21 protein-coding genes are annotated in these 20,040 nt (G+C 71.8%); 14 read left to right on the top strand and 7 right to left on the bottom strand.

What is annotated here, in order from left to right; genetic code table 11:
* Window positions 1-52: 52 nt before the first annotated feature.
* From ACNQOV_RS08740 to ACNQOV_RS08720, 5 genes are all read right to left on the bottom strand, one after another.
* Window positions 53-1,621 (bottom strand): helix-turn-helix domain-containing protein, encoded by a 1,569-nt coding sequence (locus ACNQOV_RS08740; protein ID WP_022908221.1) that lies wholly within the window; start codon window positions 1,619-1,621, stop codon window positions 53-55.
* A 134-nt stretch (window positions 1,622-1,755) separates the two neighbouring features.
* The gene (locus tag ACNQOV_RS08735) at window positions 1,756-2,577 is read right to left on the bottom strand and encodes an anti-sigma factor domain-containing protein (RefSeq protein ID WP_416394169.1); all 822 of its coding nucleotides are present in this window, start codon (window positions 2,575-2,577) and stop codon (window positions 1,756-1,758) included.
* Window positions 2,574-3,119: an RNA polymerase sigma factor gene (locus tag ACNQOV_RS08730; RefSeq protein WP_416394168.1), complete on the bottom strand. Its 546-nt coding sequence runs from the start codon at window positions 3,117-3,119 to the stop codon at window positions 2,574-2,576. Before ACNQOV_RS08730 ends, ACNQOV_RS08735 begins: the two co-directional genes overlap by 4 nt.
* A 53-nt stretch (window positions 3,120-3,172) precedes the next feature.
* The gene (locus ACNQOV_RS08725) at window positions 3,173-3,778 is read right to left on the bottom strand and encodes a sortase domain-bontaining protein (protein WP_416394167.1); all 606 of its coding nucleotides are present in this window, start codon (window positions 3,776-3,778) and stop codon (window positions 3,173-3,175) included.
* A gap of 50 nt (window positions 3,779-3,828) precedes the next feature.
* A complete protein-coding gene (locus ACNQOV_RS08720) occupies window positions 3,829-4,686 on the bottom strand; it encodes a DUF4397 domain-containing protein (protein ID WP_022907972.1) in 858 nt (285 codons plus the stop codon).
* A 236-nt stretch (window positions 4,687-4,922) separates the two neighbouring features.
* Here ACNQOV_RS08720 and ACNQOV_RS08715 point away from each other — a divergent pair, with 236 nt between their 5' ends.
* From ACNQOV_RS08715 to csrA, 13 genes are all read left to right on the top strand, one after another.
* Window positions 4,923-5,228 carry a flagellar FlbD family protein gene (locus tag ACNQOV_RS08715; RefSeq protein WP_416394166.1) on the top strand — a complete coding sequence of 102 codons (306 nt, stop codon included), beginning with the start codon at window positions 4,923-4,925 and terminating at the stop codon, window positions 5,226-5,228.
* A 1-nt stretch (window position 5,229) separates the two neighbouring features.
* Window positions 5,230-6,060: a motility protein A gene (locus ACNQOV_RS08710; protein ID WP_416394165.1), complete on the top strand. Its 831-nt coding sequence runs from the start codon at window positions 5,230-5,232 to the stop codon at window positions 6,058-6,060.
* A 2-nt stretch (window positions 6,061-6,062) separates the two neighbouring features.
* Entirely contained in the window at window positions 6,063-6,992 is a 930-nt protein-coding gene (locus ACNQOV_RS08705) for an OmpA/MotB family protein (protein WP_022907982.1), read from the top strand.
* 88 nt (window positions 6,993-7,080) lie between these two features.
* On the top strand, window positions 7,081-7,959 hold the full coding sequence (locus tag ACNQOV_RS08700) for a flagellar motor switch protein FliM (protein WP_022907981.1): 879 nt from the start codon (window positions 7,081-7,083) through the stop codon (window positions 7,957-7,959).
* Complete coding sequence (gene fliN / locus ACNQOV_RS08695; RefSeq protein ID WP_402262726.1) at window positions 7,956-8,672, top strand: flagellar motor switch protein FliN; 717 nt, start codon at window positions 7,956-7,958, stop codon at window positions 8,670-8,672. The genes ACNQOV_RS08700 and fliN overlap by 4 nt, the downstream gene beginning before the upstream one ends.
* Window positions 8,673-8,680: 8 nt before the next feature.
* A complete protein-coding gene (locus ACNQOV_RS08690) occupies window positions 8,681-9,214 on the top strand; it encodes a FliO/MopB family protein (protein WP_402262729.1) in 534 nt (177 codons plus the stop codon).
* Complete coding sequence (gene fliP / locus ACNQOV_RS08685) at window positions 9,211-10,032, top strand: flagellar type III secretion system pore protein FliP (protein WP_022907978.1); 822 nt, start codon at window positions 9,211-9,213, stop codon at window positions 10,030-10,032. Before ACNQOV_RS08690 ends, fliP begins: the two co-directional genes overlap by 4 nt.
* Window positions 10,032-10,307 (top strand): flagellar biosynthesis protein FliQ, encoded by a 276-nt coding sequence (gene fliQ, locus ACNQOV_RS08680; protein WP_022907977.1) that lies wholly within the window; start codon window positions 10,032-10,034, stop codon window positions 10,305-10,307. Before fliP ends, fliQ begins: the two co-directional genes overlap by 1 nt.
* Window positions 10,307-11,065 (top strand): flagellar biosynthetic protein FliR, encoded by a 759-nt coding sequence (locus tag ACNQOV_RS08675; RefSeq protein WP_416394164.1) that lies wholly within the window; start codon window positions 10,307-10,309, stop codon window positions 11,063-11,065. Before fliQ ends, ACNQOV_RS08675 begins: the two co-directional genes overlap by 1 nt.
* A 4-nt stretch (window positions 11,066-11,069) precedes the next feature.
* Complete coding sequence (locus tag ACNQOV_RS08670; RefSeq protein WP_416394163.1) at window positions 11,070-12,293, top strand: EscU/YscU/HrcU family type III secretion system export apparatus switch protein; 1,224 nt, start codon at window positions 11,070-11,072, stop codon at window positions 12,291-12,293.
* Window positions 12,290-14,344, top strand: coding sequence for a flagellar biosynthesis protein FlhA (locus ACNQOV_RS08665; RefSeq protein WP_402262738.1), 2,055 nt, complete (start codon window positions 12,290-12,292; stop codon window positions 14,342-14,344). Before ACNQOV_RS08670 ends, ACNQOV_RS08665 begins: the two co-directional genes overlap by 4 nt.
* Window positions 14,319-15,287 carry a hypothetical protein gene (locus ACNQOV_RS08660; RefSeq protein ID WP_416394162.1) on the top strand — a complete coding sequence of 323 codons (969 nt, stop codon included), beginning with the start codon at window positions 14,319-14,321 and terminating at the stop codon, window positions 15,285-15,287. The genes ACNQOV_RS08665 and ACNQOV_RS08660 overlap by 26 nt, the downstream gene beginning before the upstream one ends.
* A 4-nt stretch (window positions 15,288-15,291) precedes the next feature.
* A complete protein-coding gene (csrA, locus tag ACNQOV_RS08655) occupies window positions 15,292-15,552 on the top strand; it encodes a carbon storage regulator CsrA (RefSeq protein WP_022907565.1) in 261 nt (86 codons plus the stop codon).
* Between the two features lie 180 nt (window positions 15,553-15,732).
* Here csrA and ACNQOV_RS08650 read toward each other — a convergent pair whose 3' ends face one another.
* Window positions 15,733-17,823 (bottom strand): acyl-CoA dehydrogenase, encoded by a 2,091-nt coding sequence (locus ACNQOV_RS08650; protein WP_416394161.1) that lies wholly within the window; start codon window positions 17,821-17,823, stop codon window positions 15,733-15,735.
* Between the two features lie 214 nt (window positions 17,824-18,037).
* Here ACNQOV_RS08650 and ACNQOV_RS08645 point away from each other — a divergent pair, with 214 nt between their 5' ends.
* Complete coding sequence (locus ACNQOV_RS08645; protein WP_416394160.1) at window positions 18,038-19,492, top strand: peptide MFS transporter; 1,455 nt, start codon at window positions 18,038-18,040, stop codon at window positions 19,490-19,492.
* A 146-nt stretch (window positions 19,493-19,638) separates the two neighbouring features.
* Here the strand turns inward: ACNQOV_RS08645 and ACNQOV_RS08640 are convergent, their stop codons facing one another.
* The gene (locus ACNQOV_RS08640) at window positions 19,639-19,929 is read right to left on the bottom strand and encodes a hypothetical protein (RefSeq protein WP_416394159.1); all 291 of its coding nucleotides are present in this window, start codon (window positions 19,927-19,929) and stop codon (window positions 19,639-19,641) included.
* Between the last annotated feature and the right edge of the window lie 111 nt (window positions 19,930-20,040).

Below are 20,040 nucleotides of genomic sequence, written 5' to 3'. Positions count from 1 at the left end.
CCGCGCCTCCAGCCCGTCATCCGGTCACGTCAGTGACCGCAGCCCGCGTCGATCAGTCGTGGAACGTCTCGATGGAGGCGCCCAGGGAGTTGAGCCGCTCCTGCAGCTGCTCGTAGCCGCGGGCGATGATGCCCACGTTGCGCAGGACGCTCTCGCCCTTGGCGGCGAGCATCGCGAGCAGGATGACCACCGCGGGGCGCAGCGCCGGCGGGCAGCTGACCTCGGCGCCGGAGAAGTGCGTCGGCCCGGTCACGTCGAGACGGTGCGGGTCGCGCAGGGTCACGCTCGCGCCGAGGCGGGTGAGGTCGAGCAGGTGGATCGCACGCCCCTCGTAGACCCAGTCGTGCACGAGCGTCGTGCCCTCGGCCATCGCGGCGATGACGACGAAGAACGGCAGGTTGTCGATGTTCAGACCCGGGAACGGCATCGCGTGGATCTTGTCGATCGGCGCGTGCAGCTCGGACGGGTGCACCGTGATGTCGACCAGGCGGGTGCGGCCGTTCGCGGCGGGGTACTCCGGCGAGACGTCGAAGCGCAGGCCCATCTCGGCCAGGGTCGCGAGCTCGATCTCGAGGAACTCGATCGGGGCCCGCGTGACGGTGAGCGTGGAGTCGGTGACGATGCCGGCGGTCAGCAGGCTCATCGCCTCGACCGGGTCCTCGCTCGGCCAGTAGTCCACGACCTCGTCGATGCGGCTCTTGCCGGTGATGCGGAGGGTCGTCGTGCCGATGCCATCGATGCGGACGCCGAGGAGCTCGAGGAAGAAGCAGAGGTCCTGCACCATGTAGTTCGGGCTGGCGTTCCGGATGACGGTCTCGCCGTCGCGGGCGGCCGCGGCGAGGATCGCGTTCTCGGTGACGGTGTCGCCGCGTTCGGTGAGCACGACGGACTTCGTGGGGACGTGCTGGCTCGCGACGCCGACCTCGTACCAGCCGGAGGTCGCCTCGACGTCGACGCCGAAGGGACGGAGCGCGATGAGGTGCGGCTCGACCGTGCGGGTCCCGAGGTCACAGCCGCCCGCGTAGGGGAGGCGGAACGACTCGTAGCGGCCGCTGAGCGGGCCGAGGAACATCAGGACACTCCGGGTCCGGCGGGCGGCGTCGGCGTCGATGGCGTCGAGGTGCAGGTCGGACGGGGCGACGATCTCGAGGGTCTCGCCGTCCTCGGACCACGTGACGCTGGCGCCGAGGCTGCGGAGCACGTCGATGATGCGGTCGACCTCGACGATGCGCGCGACCTTGTGCAGGCGGGTGACACCGCGGTTCAGCAGCGAGGCGCAGAGCAGGGCGACGGCGGCGTTCTTGCTGGAGTTCACCGCGATCGACCCGCTGAGCTTCCGACCGCCCTGCACGCGGAGGTGCGCACGCTGCGGGGCACCGCCGATGGAGACGATCTGCTGGTCGAGGGCGTCGCTGATGCGGGTGAGCATCTCGAGGGACAGGTTCTGCCCACCCTGCTCGATGCGGTTGATCGCGCTCTGGCTGGTGCCGACGCGTTCGGCGAGCTGGGCCTGGGTCATGCTGCGGCCCTTGCGTGCGCCCCGGATCAGGGCGCCGACCTCGCGGAGCGGTGCCGGGGTCCCCGCGGGGGTCGGCGTGACGACGGTGGTGGTGTCGGACATGGCGCCAACGTAACACGCTCATGAGATAAAACCCGGGGGACAACACCCAGGAATCTCCAGGGCGCAGCAGGAATACACCGTCTGTGAGACTTTAGGCGCCGACCGTTGTCCAAGGGTCGACGCTCCACGCGAGCCTACGGGGACGTGAAGGTGCCCCGGACGATCGAGTCGCCGGAGTGCGCGGGCTTGCCGTCGTCGGGCTCCGCCGACACGTCGACGACCGGGTAACGCGCGAGGTCCATGCCGGCCGGCACCCGGAACCGCCCACGGTCCCCGTCGAGGTACCCGACGCTCACCAGGCCCTTGAGGTCGGTCTGCATCATCCAGACCTCGCGGAGGGCCCCGGCGTCCCCGTTCCGGTCGCCGTCACCGTGCACGTCGACGACGAGGGTCAGTCGCCCGTCGCGGTCGCGCTCGAGCTCCGCGTTGCCGCGGGCGCCGGACCAGCTCGGGAGCGCACTGAGGTCCGTGGACGCGACGACGGTCTCGCCGCTGCCGGCCCCCGGCACGACGCCGGTGACCACGCCGATGCCCACGAGGAGTGCGAGGACGCCGATGCCCGCCGCGACGACCCCGGCGATCGTGCGTCGGCGACGACGGACCGCGGTCCCGCGGCCCGCACGCGGGCCGCCAGCGGGTCGGTCGGCCGGACCGGCCGGCCGCGGTGCCGGAGCCGGAGCGACCGGGTGTGGGACCGACGGGGCGGGGTCGACCCGCGCCTCCCGGTCGGCGTCCTGCTCGGCGCGGACCGCGGCCTGGATGCGGTCCCAGACGCGCTCCGGCGGGGCCACCAGCTCGAGGTCCGCGATCGACCGCGTGACCGCGGCCACGCGCTGGAACTCCGCGACCGCGTCGCGGCAGACGGCGCATGCGGCCAGGTGCGCCGCGACGTCGTCGTCGGCGACCGTGTCGGTGACCGCGAGCATCGCCAGCGTCTCGTCGTCGACGTGCTTCATTCGATCACCTCCAAACGTGTTCGGAGCCGAGCCAGACTCCGATGGATGTGGCTCTTCACCGTGCCGAGGGGCAGGTCCAGCCGTTCCGCGATCTCACGATGGCTGAGGTCCTCCCAGAACGCCAACCGCATGACCTTCCGCGGGACCTCGTCGAGCCGGTCGAGCTCGCCGGCGACGAGCGCGCGTTCGGCCAGGTCGAACGCGGGTTCGGGGGCGGCGGTGGTCTCCTCGACGACGACGGGGTCGGCAGCGCTCGCGTGTCGCTGCCGGTCGTTCAGGGCGTCGGTGATGCAGTTCCGGGTGATGCCGACGAGCCAGGCGCCGAGCGGGGCCCTCGTGGGGTCGTACCGCGCACTGTGCCGCCAGGCCTTGACGAAGACCTGCTGGGTGACGTCCTCGGCCGCGCTCGGGTCGGCGAGCGCCCGGAGGGCGAGGGAGTGGACGAGTGGCGACCAGCGCTCGTAGGCAGCGCGCAGAGCGGGTTCGCCCCCGGCACTGAAGGCGTCGGAGAGCTCGCTGTCGTCCGGGAGGATGGCCGTCACGTCTTCCTGTCGCTGGTGCGGTCGTCGTCGACCGCGCACTCCGATCGTACGGGTCAGGACCCGATCGGTGTGGCGGTGATGACGAGGTTGCTCTCGTAGTGGTGGGTGGTGGTGTCGAACTTCCCGCCGCAGGTGACGAGCACGAGTTGGCGCGGTCCGTCCGTCCGGAACACCGACGCCCACGGCAGACCGCGCTTCTCGAGCAGGTCGACGGAGGTGATGCGCCACCGCGTGTCGGCGCCGTCCGTGTCGGTGAGGGTGACGGTCGTGCCGTCGGGGACGTCGCGCAGGTGGGCGAACGGTCCGACGCCGTACCCGACCGCGTCGACGTGGGCCGCGATCACCACGGCCCCCGCCGTCGAGGACGGGGCCGCGCCGTACCGGTACCAGCCGGCCGTGGCCGGGTCCGGTGGCAGGGCCATGGCGCCCTGCTCGTCGACGCCCTCGGGACGGACCGGGGCGGTGACGCCCGCCCAGTCGACCGTGATGCGGTCCGGGGCAGCCGCGGTCGTGACGGGCGGCAGGGTGGCCGCCTGCTGCGGGACCGCCGTCGAGAAGGCGGACGGCACCGGCGTGGGTGCCGCGGGGACGAGCGAGGGGTGCCCGCCGGGGGAGGGGGACCCGGCCGACGAGCACCCGGTCAGGAGGGCCGTGGCCACCGCGGCGACGACGAGCGTCGCCGCGGTGGTCCGTGCCGTTCGGGCGGTGTTCAGCGTCCCGAGTCCGCTCGGCGGTCCGCCGTCGCCAGCTGGCGGCGACGGAGGACGACGGCACCGACGGCGACGGCCGCCGCGAGGGCCGCGGCACCGCCGATGAGCGGTGCGCTGTCGACCCGGTTCGTGGCCACGAGACCGGCGTTGCCCGCGGGGACCCCGTTCGGCGTGCCACCGAGGTTCGAGATCGTCTGCGTGGCGAGCGCCAGGGTCTTGTCGTCCAGGCTGCCCCAGGCGTACACGATCGTGTCGGCGCCGGCGGTGACCGCGACGTCGGCCGGGCCGATCACCGGGTCGGTCGTGCCGGTGGCCGCGACCGAGGCCGAGACGGTGCCGGCGGGGAGCTCGAGCGCCTGCTCGTCCGGGTTCGACAGGTTGCTGACGACGGCCTTGCCGCCGGCCAGGACGTCCACCGCCGGGGCGGCGGCGACGTGCCGGACGATCAGGCGTCCCTGCCCGGCCGGGGTGGCCGAGGTGTCGTTGGTGAACAGGGTCGCCGTGGGGGAGCCGTCCGTCTTGTCGTGGGCGACGGCGGTGTAGTTCGCACCGGCCTGCAGCGTGACGTCGACCGGTCCGATGATCGGCTTCGACGCGTCGGTCGCGTCGGATGCCGTGATCGCGATGCTGTGTGCACCGGCCGGCACCATCATCGGTCCGGCGAGGGTGCCCGGCTTGAAGTCGTCGAGGGCGCGCTTGCCGTCGAGGTACACGTCGACCGTGACGGCCGGCACGGCGTGCAGGACGGACAGGGTGGCGTCCCCGGACGCGGCGGTCGCCGCGGTCGCGGGCATCACCGCGGCTGCTGCTGCGAACAGGACGCCGGCGGTCAGGCCGGTGGCGAGTGTCTTGCGCATCGAAGGTCTCCTTCTGGCCCGGTGGGCCGGTACGGGCGACGTCGTCGTCGACGTCGTACGGGCACTACCGCCGAGACCCCCGCCGTGGATGCACCCGGTTGCTGAGACCTTCCTGGAGTGGGGTACACGCCGCTAACGCACGGCACGTGTGGGCCGATAGTCCTCCGTGCAGCCCACGGACGGGCAGCATCCCGCCCCACGGACGGCGGCGGGACGATCGAGAACCAGGACGGGCCATGATCGTCGTCACACGACTGAACGGCAGCGGATTCGCTGTCAACCCCGATCTCGTGGAGCGCATCCAGGAGACGCCGGACACGACGCTCATCATGGTGGACGGCGCCAAGTACATCGTCCGCGAGTCGATGGCCGACGTCATCGACCTCATCGCCGCGTACCGGGCGCGCATCGTCGGCATGGCGTACGGCACCGACACCGCCGCCCACGACGCCACCGGCCCCCAGCCGACGCTGGCCGCGGTCGCCCCGATCCACCCCGTGTCGTCCGACCGGGCATCCCGCTCGCAGGACGGGGGTCGTTGACGTGGACATCGCGACGATCATCGGCATCCTCCTCGCCTTCGGCGCCCTGTTCGGCATGGTCGAGATGGAGCACGTCGAGCTGGCCGGCCTGTTCCTGCCCGCGCCGATGCTGCTCGTCTTCGGCGCGACGATCGGCTGTGGCATCGCCAGTACGACGCTCAAGGACGCCATCGCGAGCTTCAAGGCCGTCCCGAAGGCGTTCACGGGCAAGGTCACCCCGCCGCAGTCGGTCATCGACGACGTCGTCGGGTTGGCGGAGACCGCCCGCGCGAACGGCCTGCTCGCGCTCGAGCAGGAGGCCGACAAGCACGACGACCCCTTCATGAAGAAGGCGCTGCAGAACATCGCGGACGGCACCGACGGCGACGAGCTGCGGATCCTGCTCGAGGACGAGATCGAGTCGAACGCCGCACCGGTCCGGTCGGCCAGCTCGTTCTTCATGGGGCTCGGCGGGTTCGCCCCCACCGTCGGGATCATCGGCACGGTCGTGTCGCTCACCCACGTGCTCGCGAACCTCGGCAAGCCCGACGAGCTCGGTCCCCTCATCGCGAGTGCGTTCGTCGCGACGCTCTGGGGCCTGCTGACGGCGAACTTCCTGTGGCTGCCGATCGGCGGCAAGCTCCGCAAGCTCGCGCAGCTCGAGGCCGACCGCCAGACGCTGCTCATGGAGGGCCTCCTCGCCGTGCAGGCGGGCAGCCAGCCGCGCCTGCTCGGGGAACGTCTGACCGCGATGGTCCCGCCGGCCGCACGCGGTGGCGAGGCCAAGGCTGGCAAGGGGAAGTCCGGCAAGGGCAGCGACGCGGGCGCCGACGACCAGCAGCTGGCGGCCTGACCGTGAGCGCGAACCCCCGCGGCCGCGGTCGCGGCCGCTCGAAGAAGTCCCACGACGAGGCGGAGCACCCCGACGAGCGCTGGATGGCGTCCTACATGGACATGATCACCGTGCTGATGTGCATGTTCCTCGTGCTCTTCGCGATGTCGACGGTCGACCAGCAGAAGTACATCCAGCTGAAGAACTCGCTCGCCACGGGCTTCGGCGAGGTCAAGTCGCAGAAGATCGACACCGCGTCCGGGACCGTCGTGACGAAGGACGAGGTGAAGGACGGCTCCGGCTACTCCGTCGACAAGTCGCAGGCGGACCACTCGACCGCGTCGTCCGGCACGAAGGACACGAACGTCGACCCGGCGTCCACCGTCGTCCCGAAGACCGCGACGAAGGCGGACGTCCAGGCGGCGCAGCAGGAGCTCGACGACCTGCAGGCGATCGAGCAGGCCATCAAGGCGAACCTCGCGAAGGCCGGGCAGACGTCGAACGTGCAGTTCACGGTCGACGCGCGCGGCCTCACCGTGCGGCTCGTCGGCAGCGAGACGTACTTCACCACGAACAGCGCCGACCTGTCCGACCAGGCGAAGCGGATCATGGACGCGATCGCCCCGGTGCTGAAGACGAGCGGCCACGACGTCAGCGTCGAGGGGCACGCCGACCAGCGGAACTCGACGGCACCGTACGCGACGAACTGGGAACTCAGTGCCGCCCGCGCGACCGGGGTGCTCCGTGACCTGGTGGAACGCGGCGGGATGCCGGCCGACCACGTCCAGAGCGTCGGGTTCGGGTCGAGTCGTCCGCTGGCGAAGGGCGGGACGGACGCCGACCTCACGCTGAACCGGCGGGTCGACATCGTGGTGCTCTCGAACCAGGACCAGGACGTCAGTGCCCTGATGCCGGCCCTGGCGAAGGCGCAGGACGGAGCACGGACCGGCTGAGCGAACGACCGCCCGCCCGCCCCCAGAAGGAGGCACAGCCGCGGCACAGCACTGACGGGTCCGGCACAGCGGACCGATAGACGCACCCGTGACCGAGACCCTGCCAGCGCCCGAGGTGTACGACTTCGCGCGCCCGTCGACGCTCGCCCGCGAGCACGCCCGGGTCCTCGAGCTCGCCTTCGAGACCTTCGCGCGCCAGTGGGGCACCCAGCTGACGGCGAAGGTCCGCGCGGTGAGCCAGGTCACCTGCGAGCAGGTCCAGATGACGACGTACGACGAGTACGCCGCGTCCCTGCCCGCGCTCACGGGCATGGTCCTGCTGCCGATCGCGGACGTGGTGCCGAAGGGCGTCCTGCAGGTGCCCCTCGACGCCGCCCTCACCTGGGTCTCGCACGCGCTCGGCGCCTCGAAGCCGCTGCCGACACCGGACCGGACGTTCACCCCGATCGAGCAGGCGCTCGTCCGCAAGATCGTCGAGGACGCCCTCGACGACCTCCGCTACTCGTTCGGCGGGCTGCTCGCGCACGACGTCACCGCGGGCGGGTTCCAGTTCAACTCGCAGTTCGCCCAGGCCGCCCAGAAGGGCGACCTCATGATCGTCGCCTCGTTCACGATCCGCGTCGGGGAGCGCGTCGCCCCCGGCACCCTCGCGCTGCCGGCCGACGCGGTGCTGCCGCAGCTCGGCGAGACCGCCACGCACGTCTCACCAGCCGACGCCCGCGCCCTCGTCGACGCGCAGCTCGCCTCCGTCCCGGTGGGCGTCAGCCTGCGGTTCGCGCCCGCCACGGTCCTGCCGTCGCAGGTCCTCCGCCTGGCCGTCGGCGACGTCCTGCCGCTGCCGCACCCGCAGCACCGTCCCCTCACCATCGCGGTCGACGGCGAGCCCGTCGGCACCGCCGCCGTCGGCGCGAACGGCTCGCGCCTCGCCGGCATCGTCGTCACCACCACATCGGAGCAGCCCGCATGACCGTCACGACCACCCTCCACACGCAGGCGGCCGAGGCACTCGCCGCGCAGCTCCCGACGGCCGCGCCGCTGACCGCGGTGGCCCAGCCAGGAGGCGCGACACCCGTCGCCCTCGAAGCGGCCGGTGACGCCGTGGTCGCGTCCTTCGTCGGCGGCCTGTCGGCCGACCTCGTCCTCGTGCTCACCGACCTCGAGGCCGTCGTCGCCGCCGGTGGCACCGACCACGGGATCGTCGACGTCACCGACGTGCTGCGGCCGTCGCTCGAGGCCGCCGCCGGTGTCCTCGGCGTCGGCGTCCTCGGCGACGCGCGGCGCGAGTCGGCCTCTGCGCTCCTCGCCGACCCGGACACGGTCGTCTTCGAGCTGACCGCCGGTGGCGTCCCCGGCGGCTGGTTCGCCCTGCGCGTCCGCGAGAACGGCACCGTGTCGGCGTCCGCCGTCCAGGCGCCGGTGCTCGGCATGCCCGCCGGGAACCTCGGCCGGATCAACAACGTCGAGATGACCCTGACGGTCGAGATCGGCCGCACCCGGATGTCCGTCCGCGACGTGCTCGGCATGGAGCCCGGCGCGGTCGTCGAGCTCGACCGCAGCGCCGGCGCCCCCGCCGACGTGCTGCTGAACGGCCGGCTCATCGCGCACGGCGAGGTCGTCGTCGTCGACCAGGACTACGCGGTCCGGATCACCAAGATCCTCGACGTCGCCGAGAGCGTCTGAGCCCCGACGTGGACACCGCCGTCATCGTCCTCCGCGTCGCGCTCTCGCTCGGCGTCGTGCTCGCGCTCATGTGGGTGCTGCACCGTCGCGTCGCGAAGAGCGGCCTGGTCGGGAGCAAGACCAAGGGGCGCCGCTCGGCCTCGGTCGAGGTCGTCGGGCGTCAGGGCATCGGCGGCAAGGCGAGCGTCGTCGTGGTCGACGTCGAGGGCGAGCGCCTCGTGCTCGGTGTCTCCGAGCACGGTGTCGCACTGCTCACCAGCGGGCAGGCGCCCGCGCCGGAACTCACCATCGTGACCGGACCCGTGACGCTGCCCGTGCGTCCGACCCCGTCGGCCGAGCGGTTCGGTCAGGAACTCGCGCAGCAGACGGCAGCCGCCCCGTCCCTCCCGTCCGACGCGGCGCAGCCGCTGCCGATGCGCCCCCGCAACCGTCGCGCGCAGCGTGCCGCACTGCCGACCGCCCAGCAGCTGCAGGGGTCGATCCTGTCCGCCGACACCTGGCGGCAGGCCGCCTCGGCGCTCCGGAACCGGCGGGCCGGGTGACCGCGGCGCGGACCGGACGTCTGATCGCCCTCCTGCTGCTGGGGGTGACGGTCGTGGCCGGCTTCCTCATGCTCACCGCCACCGGCGCCCACGCGGCCGGCGTCGTCCAGCCGACCGCTCCCGCCACGCCCACGGCGCCCGCGACCGGTGACTTCAGCGTCAGCGTGAACGGACCGGACGGCACCCCGTCGTCCGCCGTCGTCACGCTGATCGGGATCACGCTGCTGAGCGTCGCGCCCGCCCTGATGCTCATGATGACGTCGTTCACGAAGATCTTCGTCGTGCTCGCGATGACCCGGAACGCCCTGGCGCTGCAGTCCATCCCGCCGAACCAGGTGCTCGCGGGCCTCGCGCTGTTCCTGTCCCTGTTCGTCATGGCGCCCGTGCTCGGCCACATCAACGACGACGCCCTGCAGCCCTACCTCGCCGGGCACCTCGACTTCGCCCAGGCCGTCGAGATCGGGACGAAGCCGCTCCGGACCTTCATGCTGCACCAGACGCGTGAGGAGGACGTGGCGCTCATCACCCGTGCCGCCGGGCAGGACAACCCGAAGTCGATGGCCGACGTCCCGATGACGACGGTGATCCCCGCGTTCGTGATCTCCGAGCTCCGCAGCGCCTTCATCATCGGGTTCGTCATCTTCATCCCGTTCCTGGTGATCGACCTCGTCGTCTCGGCGGCGCTCATGTCGATGGGCATGATGATGCTCCCGCCGGTCATGATCTCGCTCCCGTTCAAGATCCTGCTGTTCGTCCTCGTCGACGGGTGGGGGCTCATCATCAAGTCCCTCATCGAGAGCTACCAGGTGGTGCACTGATGGACCAGCAGGCCGTCATCGACCTCACGCTGCAGGCGCTCCTGGTGTCGGCGAAGCTCGCCGCGCCCGTGCTCGTGACCTCGCTCGTCGTGGGCTTCGCGATCTCCCTGTTCCAGTCGGTCACGCAGATCCAGGAGGTCACGCTCTCCTTCGTGCCGAAGGCCGTCGCCGTCGCGATCGCGCTGGTCGTCTGCGGCAACTGGATGATCTCGGAGATGGTCGGGTTCACCCACGCCGCCTTCGACATGATCCCCAAGCTCCTGGGGTCCGGCTGATGGAGCTGTCGATCGATGCCGACCGCCTCGAGGCGACCATGCTCGCCGGCGTGCGCCTCGTCGCCTTCTTCGTGATCGCCCCGCCGTTCTCGTACCGGGCGTTCCCGGCGACGGTGAAGGTGATCCTCGGCATCGGGCTGGCCATCGGCGTCGCCCCGCGGGTCGCGGTCGGCTACGAGTCGCTCGAGACCGGGCCGTTCCTGCTCGCGCTCCTCACCCAGCTGCTCGTCGGGCTGGCCCTCGGCTTCCTGGTGTTCCTCGTCTTCGCCGCGGTGCAGTCGGCCGGCGCGCTCGTCGACCTGTTCGGCGGGTTCACGCTCGCGCAGGCGTACGACCCGCAGTCGCAGGTGAACGGCGCACAGTTCACGCGGCTGTTCCAGATGGCGGCGCTGGCGCTCCTGTTCGCCTCCGGCGGGTACCAGCTCATCGTCGCCGGGCTCGTGCGGTCCTTCGACGCGGTGCCGCTGACCGGCACGTTCGACCTCGGTGGCCTGGCGTCCGTGCTCGTCACCGCCCTGACCCAGATGTTCCTGTCGTCGCTGCAGATCGCCGGCCCGCTCGTGGTCGTGCTGTTCCTCGCCGACGTCGGGCTCGGGCTGCTCACCCGTGTGGCCCCGGCGCTCAACGCCTTCCAGATGGGCTTCCCGATCAAGATCGGCCTGACCGTCGTCTTCGCCGGGGCGCTCTTCATGGCCCTGCCGTCCGTCGTGTCGTCGCTCACCGGCGACGCGGTCGCCGCGATCACCGGACGGGGGTGACGACGTGTCCGACAGCGGGGAACGGTCCGAACAGGCCACCCAGAAGCGCATGCGCGAGGTCCACCAGAAGGGCCAGATCGGTCGCTCGCAGGACCTCGGCGCGTGGATCGGCATCGCCGTCGCGGCGCTCATGATGCCGTCCGCGATCGGCAACGCCGCCGCGGCGGGATCGTCGCAGCTCCGGTCCGTGCAGCGCGTCATCGCCGACCCCACCATCGGCACGATGAACGCCGTCTTCCACGAGGCCCTCGCCTCGCTCGGCGGAACCCTCGGCCCGATGCTCGCCGTCGTCGCCGTCGCCGTGCTCGCCGCGGCCGTCGCGCAGGGCGGCGTGCACATCCGGAAGCTGACGCCGCAGCCCGAGCACTTCGACCCGATCCAGGGCCTGAAGCGGGTGTTCGGCACCCAGGCGCTCTGGAACGGGTGCAAGGCGCTCCTCAAGACGGCCGTCGTGGGCCTCGTCCTCTGGACGGCCGTGCAGGCGCTCGTCCCGGTCCTCATGACGAGCGGATCGCTCCCGCTGTCGGCGGTGCTGGACGCCGCGGCCGCCGGCACGGGCACGCTGCTGCGGGCTGCGATCGTCGCCGGGCTGGTCCTCGCCGCGCTCGACGTCTTCGTCGTGATCCGCCGCAACCGCAAGCGCACGATGATGACCAAGCGCGAGGTCAAGGACGAGAACAAGCACGCCGAGGGCGACCCGCTCGTGAAGTCGCAGCGTCGGTCACGCCAGCTCGCGATGAGCCGGAACCGGATGGTGCAGGCGATCGGCACGGCGGACGTCGTCATGACCAACCCGACGCACTACGCCGTCGCCCTGTCGTACGAGCCGGGCAGGTCCGCGCCGCGCGTCGTCGCGAAGGGCGCCGGACCGATCGCCGCGATGATCCGCGACAAGGCGCTCGAGGCCCGGGTGCCGATCGTGCAGGACGTGCCGCTCACCCGGGCGCTGCACGCGGCGTGCGAGCTCGGGCAGGAGGTGCCGGTCGACCTCTACACGCCGGTCGCCCGTGTCCTGTCGTTCGTCATGGCGCTGAAGGCCAGGGGAGCGGCGGCCGGCACCCACGCCCCGCCGCGGCCGACCACCCCGGACGAGGTCGCGACGGTCATCGACCCGGCCACCATCGGCGGCGACCTCCGGCCCCGGAAGCTCCGCACGCCACGACCCGATCCCGTCCCGTCCGCCACCGCCACCGCCACCGCCACCGCCACCGAGGGAGTCCCCGCATGAACCGCACGGACCTGCCGAAGCTCGCCGTCCCGGTCTTCATCGTCGGCATCATCCTGCTGCTGATCCTGCCGGTGCCGTCGTTCCTGCTCGACTTCCTCATCATCTGCAACATCCTGCTGGCGCTGGTGATCCTGCTCACGACGCTGTTCGTGAAGAAGCCGCTCGACTTCTCGGTGTTCCCGTCGCTGCTGCTCGTCGCGACGCTGTTCCGGCTCGGCCTCAACGTCGCGTCGACCCGCCTCGTGCTCGGCGAGGGGTTCGCCGGCGACGTCATCCAGGCGTTCGGCCACGTCGCCGTCTCCGGGTCGATCATCATCGGCGCGGTGATCTTCCTGATCCTCGTCGTCATCCAGTTCGTCGTCGTGACGAAGGGTGCCGAACGCGTCGCCGAGGTCGGGGCCCGGTTCACCCTCGACGCGATGCCCGGCAAGCAGATGGCGATCGACGCGGACCTCAACGCCGGGCTCATCACCGACGCCCAGGCCAAGGAGCGCCGTGCCGCGGTCTCCGCCGAGGCCGACTTCTACGGCGCGATGGACGGTGCGTCGAAGTTCGTCAAGGGCGACGCGATCGCCGGCATCCTGATCATCGTCATCAACCTCGTCGGCGGCATTGCGATCGGCATGGTGCAGAACGGGCTGTCGATCACCGACGCCCTGTCGAAGTACGGCATCCTCACCATCGGCGACGGGCTCGTCACGCAGATCCCCGCGCTGCTCATGGCGGTGTCGACGGGCATGATCGTCACCCGCTCCGGTGCGGAGACCGAGATCGGCGCGTCCGCGACGACGCAGCTCACCCAGTCGCGGAACGCCCTCGCGATCGCGGGCGTCGCCGCGATCGCGATGGGGTTCATCCCGGGCATGCCGATCGTCCCGTTCCTCGTCATCGGTGCGACCCTGCTCGTCGTCGCGTGGCGCCTCGGGCAGACCGCGAAGCGCGAGGCGGCGGCACTCGCCCAGCAGGAGGCCGCCGCGTCCGCCGCCCCGAACGCCGACACCCCCGAGGACCTCATCGAGCAGATGCGCGTGCACGCCCTCGAGATCCTGCTCGCCCCCGACCTGGTCGACATGGTCTCCGGCGCCTCCGACGACCTGCTCGGCCGGGTGCGGGCGCTCCGCCGGAAGATCGCGATCGACATGGGGATCGTCGTGCCGCCGGTCCGCACCCGCGACAGCATCGAGCTCCCGCCGTCGACGTACGCCATCCGGATCGCCGGCGTCGAGGCCGGCCGGGGCACCGCTCCGTCGCGCAGCGTGCTCGCCCTGGGGGACCACCTCGAGGGACTCCCCGGTGAGACCACCGTCGAACCGGTCTTCGGGCTCGCCGGCAAGTGGGTGCCGGCCGAGCTCCGGCACGCCGCCGAGATGACCGGCGCGACCGTGATCGACCGCGTCTCCGTGCTCGTCACCCACCTGCAGGCGATCATCGGCGACAACGCCGCGAGGCTCCTCACCCGCGAGGACGTCAAGGTCCTCACCGAGGGGGTCAAGCAGGTCAACCCCGCGGCCGTCGAGGAGCTCGTCCCGGGGATGCTCTCGCTCGCCGAGCTCCAGCGGGTGCTGCAGGGACTCCTCGTCGAGCGGGTCCCGATCAACGACCTCGGCCGGATCTGCGAGGGACTCACGCTCCGCGCCAAGGTGTCGACCGACCCCGAAGGGCTGGTGGAGGCCGCCCGCGCATCGCTCGGCCCGGCACTCCCCGCCCGGTACCTCGACGCCGGCACGCTCCGGGTGATCATGATCGACCCGCTGCTCGAGCAGTCGATGCTCGAGGGGCTCCGACCGTCCGAGCACGGGACCCAGATCGTCCTCGACGCGCACCGCATCGAGCAGGTCCTGGGGTCGCTCCGCGACGCCGTGCGCTCGGTGGAGGACCAGGGGCTGTCCGCCGTCCTGGTCTGCGCCCCGCAGCTCCGACCGGCCGTGCACCGCATGGTCTCGGCCCAGTCGAACGGCCTGCCGGTGCTCTCCTACCAGGAGGCCACCGCCGCGGGCTCCACCATCGAGACCGTGGGAGTGGTCCGTGCCGCCGACCCGATTGCAGCGTAACGGCGCCACGCTCGACCAGCTCCGTGACGCCGTCCGCGCGGAGTTCGGTCCGGCGGCGCGCATCGTCGCCGCCGAGCGCGTGACGACCCCCGGCATCGGCGGCCTCTTCCGCAAGGCGCACGTCGAGGCGACCGTCGAGGTCCCCTCGCCCGAGGACGTCCCGACCGCGCGCGTCGCCATCAGCGACTCGCCGGTGCAGCGGGTGGGGATCGCCGCACTCCTGGCCGACGCCGAGGCCGCTGAGGCGCGCATCGCCGGGCACGACGGGACCGCCTCGACGCGCGCTGACGCGTTCGCATCGGTGCTCGACGGTTTCGTCGCCGACGGGATCACGGGGAGCGCTGCGCACCCGACGCGTGGACTGCCGGAGGCGGGGACCGGCGAGCCGGGTGGGTCGCGCCTCCAGGACGACACCGGCCTGCCGGTCGCGTCGGTCCTGCCGCTCCAGCCCGTCACGTCCGTCGAGACGGGAGGCGCGGCGCGGCTCCTCGACGAGGTGGTCGCCGAGCAGGCGGTCGCCGCCAGGGCGATCGTCCGGCCCGTCCCGTCGGTGCGGTCCGCCGACGGCGACCTCGTGCTCCTCGTCGGACGGCCGAACGACGTGGACGCGGCCGCCGGGCTGTTCGCGGCACGGTACGCACTGCGCCCGACCGACGCCGCCGACCGTCGGAGCGGGATCCTCGCGCGCGCCGAGGGCGTGCGTGACGGCTCCGCGCTGCTCGCGGTCGCCGCGTGGGACGATGCCCGGACCACCGACGGGCTCGCACCCGACCAGGTCTGGGTCGTCGTGGACGTCGGACGGAAGCCCGAGGACGCGGCACGCATGCTCGCCACCGTCGCCGAGCGGGCGCCCGTGGCGGGGGTCGTGGCGATCGGCGCGGGGGAGACCGCCACGCCGGAGTCGATCGACCTGCTGGGAGTACCCGTCGTGTCGCTAGGCTGAACGGGTGCTGGTACTCACGCGGAAGGTCGGCGAGCGGATCCTCGTCGGTGACGACATCGTCATCACGGTGCTCGACAGCCGCGGGGACGGCGTGCGCATCGGCATCGACGCGCCGCGCGGGGTGAAGATCCAGCGCGAAGAGGTCGTCCGTGCGGTGACCGAGGCGAACGCCGAGGCGGCCGCCGCTGCGGCCGGAGCCGGAGACGACGCCGAGGCGCGGCTCCGCCGGGCGCTCGGCGACCGCGGCGCCACCGGCGACGCCTGACGCGGGGCCCGAGGCGCGCCTGCGCGCTGCTCGCGTGGTCGCTTGCGCGCCGGCTCTCGCGGTCGCTTGCGTGCGCGTGCTCGCGCTCTCGAAACGCGCCCCGTGTCGAACAGTGCGCCCCGACCATCCGGGGCGCAGTGTTCGACACGGGGCGCGGTCGTGCCCGATGCTCGGCGAGGACTAGGCCCGGGGCTTCTTCTCCGGCTCGGGCAGGCGACCCGCTGCGGCCTCTGCGGCGAACCACGCGCGCGCCTCGTCCTGGCGGGCCTGCTCGGCGCCGAGGGCGATCGGCGCCCGGACGTGACCGGGCTCGTAGCCGAACGAGTCGAGCAGCTGCGGGATGACCGGTCGGACCCGGGCCACGAGCCGGTCGATGTACGCCGACACCGCTCGCGCGCGCTGCGCCGTGATGCGGCCGTGCATGAGGTACCAGTCGAGGTGCTGTTCGAGCAGCCCGAGCGCGAACAGGTCGCGGAGCCAGACCAGCACGCGGCGGGTGTCGCCGGGCGGGACCTCGTCGATGGCCTCGGTGAACGCCTCCCACTGCATGAGCTCGGCGTGCGCCTTCGCGGCCTCGATCAGCTCGTGCTGGGACCGGTTCAACAGTCGTGCTGCGCGTGCGCGGTCCTTGCCCGCCGACGCCAGCCGCATGCCGATCTCCGTGACCATCGTGTCGACGCGTCCCGCGAGCAGATCCCGCTGGGTCGACGCGTCCTGCAGGTCGGTGACGGAGGCGGCGAGGGAGCCGCGGTCGGCGACGGTCTGGCCGAGACGCCGGAGGCCCGTGGCGTCGGCGAGCTTCGTGGCCGCCTGGGCCGCGACGAACTTCGCCGTGGAGGCCGCGTCCTTCGGGGCCTTCGCGCGGAAGTCGGTGAGCAGGCGCTTCCCGACGAGCTGGAGCAGGACCGTGTTGTCGCCCTCGAACGTCACGTACACGTCGAGGTCGGCGCGCAGCCCGGTCAGACGGTTCTCGGCGAGGAACCCGGCGCCGCCGCAGGCCTCGCGGCACTCCTGGAGCGTGTCGAGCGCCGACCACGTCGACATCGACTTGAAGGCCGCCGCCTGGGTCTCGAGGTCCTCGCGGCGCTGCGGGGTGTCCTCGCGCCCACTGAACACGTCGTCGAAGGTCCGCAGGAGCTTCTCGTGGGCGAACGACTGCGCGAACACCGTCGCGAGGCGCGGGATCAGCCGACGCTGGTGCCGGCCGTAGTCGAGCAGGACGCCCTCGGTGCCGTCACCCGTGGGGAACTGGCGCCGCTCGGCCGCGTAGGTCAGCGCGATCTGCAGACCGATCTTCTGCGCGACCACCGCCGCGCCGTCGAGCGACACGCGGCCCTGCACGAGGGTGCCGAGCATGGTGAAGAACCGGCGACCGGGGGAGGCGATCGGCGAGGAGTAGGTGCCGTCCGCGGCGACGTCGCCGTAGCGGTTGAGCAGGTTCGTCCGGGGGACCCGGACGTGGTCGAAGTGCAGGCGGCCGTTGTCGATGCCGTTCAGGCCGCCCTTGTAGCCGTCGTCCTCGCCGCCGACGCCGGGCAGGAACGCGCCGTCGGCGTCACGGAGCGGCACGTAGAACGCGTGGACGCCGTGGTCGACGCCCTTCGTCACGAGCTTCGCGAAGACGACCGCCGCCTTGCCGTGCAGGGCGGCGTTGCCGATGTAGTCCTTCCACGCACCACGGAACGGCGTGTGGATCTCGAACTCCTCGGCGTCCGGGTCGTACGTGGCGCGCGTGGCGATGCTCTGGACGTCCGACCCGTGTCCGGTCTCGGTCATCGCGAAGCACCCGGGCACCTCGAACGAGACGATGCCGGGCAGGAACTCGCGGTGGTTCCGCTCGGTCCCGAGGTGGTGGACCGCGGAGCCGAACAGCCCCCACTGCACACCGGCCTTGATCTGCATCGAGGGATCCGCCGTCGTGAGCTCCTCGAACGCTGCGAGGTTCCCGCCGTGGTTGCTCGAGCCGCCGAACTCCTCGGGGTAGGGGCGCTGGATCGCACCCGCGTCGACGAGGATCCGGAGCTGGTCGAGCGTCCGGGCGCGGGCGTCGGCGTAGGGCATGCCCTCGACCTTGTGCATCGCGGGGTCGAGTGCGAGGCGACGCGAGATGCGGCGGTCCTCGGCCCACCGACCGAGCAGGTGCTCGCCGAGGAGGTCCACGTCGATCCGGACGTCGGTGTCCGTCCCGCCGACGGGGGTGCCCGCTGCGGGGTCGCCCGTGGCGTCGGCCTTCGGCGTGTTCGTGCTGTGGACGGGTGCGGTGTCGACCATGGTCGGAGCCCTCCTGAACTGCTCTGTCCCGTGTTGCAGAACCCACGCTATTGAGCCGACCCGCGAGTCGGGTGAACGCCGTCAGGGCGGCACAACGAGCGGGCCGCTCGTGTCGGGTGCGGTGGTGGGAACCCTCTAAACCACCGGCCGGTGAATTCCTGAGCAGGGCTAGACGATTGTGCGCGACGGTCCCGCCGAGGGCAGACTGTCCGGCATGTCAGGTACCACCACACCCGCACGCCAGCGGACGTTCTTCGGGCAACCGTTCGAGTTGTCGACGCCGTTCGCCGTCGAGCTCTGGGAGCGCTTCTCGTTCTACGGGATGCAGGGCATCGTCCTCATCTACATGTACTACACGCTCTCGCAGGGCGGGCTGGGCATCGACAAGGGTGTCGCCACCGGCATCATGGGCGCCTACGGCGGCGCGGTGTACCTGTTCACGATCATCGGCGCGTGGATCGCCGACCGGCTGCTCGGCGCGGACCGGACGCTCTTCGGCAGCGCGATCGTCGTGATGCTCGGACACATCGCCCTCGCGCTCATCCCGGGGGTGGCGGGGGTCGGCGTCGGCCTCGTGCTCATCGCCCTCGGCTCCGGCGGGCTCAAGGCGACGGCGACCACCATCGTCGGCGGCCTGTACAGCCGCGACGACCCCCGTCGGGACGCCGGCTTCTCGCTCTACTACCTCGGCGTCAACCTCGGCGCGTTCCTCGGGCCGCTCCTGACCGGTCTGCTGCAGAGCTCCCTCGGGTTCCACTACGGCTTCGGTCTCGCCGCCGTGGGCATGGCGGCCGGGCTCGTGCAGTACGCGATCCGACGCCGCAAGCTGCCGGACGCGGTGCGCCACGTCACGAACCCCGTCGACCGCCGTCGGCTCCCGCTCGTCGGCGTGCTCGTCGTCGTGGCGCTCGTGGTGATCGTCGCGGCCGTCCTGACCGGGCTGCTGAACGTCGACAACCTGCCGACCGTGGTCGTCGCCATCGTCATCGTCGCGACCATCGGGTACTTCGTCGTCATCCTCTCCAGCGGGATCACCGCGAAGGAGCGGTCGCGCGTCCTCGCCTTCATCCCGCTCTTCATCGGCAGCGCGGTGTTCTGGTCGCTCTACCAGCAGCAGTTCACCGTCGTGACCGTGTACTCCGACGAACGCCTCGACCGGTCGCTGTTCGGCTGGGAGATGCCCGTCTCGTGGGTGCAGTCGATCAACCCGGTCTTCATCATCGTGCTGTCGGGCGTGTTCGCCGCGATCTGGACGAAGCTCGGCGGCCGGCAGCCCTCCACCCCGACGAAGTTCGCCCTCGGCACCGGCATCATGGGCATCGCGTTCCTGCTGTTCCTGCCGTTCATCGGCACCGGGCAGAACGGCACGCCGCTCGTCGCCCTCGTCGGCATCCTGCTCGTCTTCACGATCGCCGAGCTCCTGCTGTCCCCGGTCGGGCAGTCAGTGGCCACCAAGCTCGCTCCGCCGAAGTTCCAGACGCAGATGGTGGCGCTGTTCTTCCTGTCGGTGTCGCTCGGCACCGCCGTCACGGGCGTGCTGTCGCAGTACTACGACCCGACGAACGAGGCGCCGTACTTCGCGGTCCTCGGCCTCGTCGCCGTCGCGGTCGGGGTCGTCCTGCTCGTGCTCGTCAAGCCGGTGCTGAAGCTCATGCGCGGCATCCGCTAACCTGAGGGCAGCCAGACCGGCCCCGGAACCAAGGAGTCACCAATGCTCGAACTCATCGCAGGCATCATCATCGGCATCGGCGTGCTCGGCGGCGTCGGGACCTGCATGGCCTTCGCGGCCATGATGAAGAGCGGCAACGAGGAGTACTAGCCCTCGGTGTCCGGTGCCGGCTCGACCGGCACCAGCTGACGACTCAGGACGGTCGCGCGCTCGAACGGGCCGCGGCCGTCCTTCGTGTAGACGGGCTCCTCGAACGCGACGGTCCACGTGCGCTGCGCCCCGCCGAGCTGGCTGCCACCGGGGGCCACGACGACGCCGATCGGCTCGTCGGCCCACTGCTCGCCGCCGTGGTCGGTGTCGACGACCCGCACGAGGGCGCCGATGCCGAGACCCGGCTGGTCGTCGGGGCGGGGGTTGGGGGAGCGGCGTCCGAACACGCGCCCACCGTACCGCGCCGCTCCCGCCGCCCGCTCCCCGTGGTCGGGTGACGGCCGCGCCGAGCGGTCGTGTGACGGCCGCGCCGAGCGGTCGTGTGACGGCCGTGCCGA

Origin of the sequence: Curtobacterium sp. LFS084, assembly GCF_047977705.1 — a bacterium.
GTDB lineage: Bacteria > Actinomycetota > Actinomycetes > Actinomycetales > Microbacteriaceae > Curtobacterium.
The sequence above is the reverse complement of the archived record's forward strand: the minus strand, read 5'-3'. Positions and strand labels throughout refer to the sequence as shown.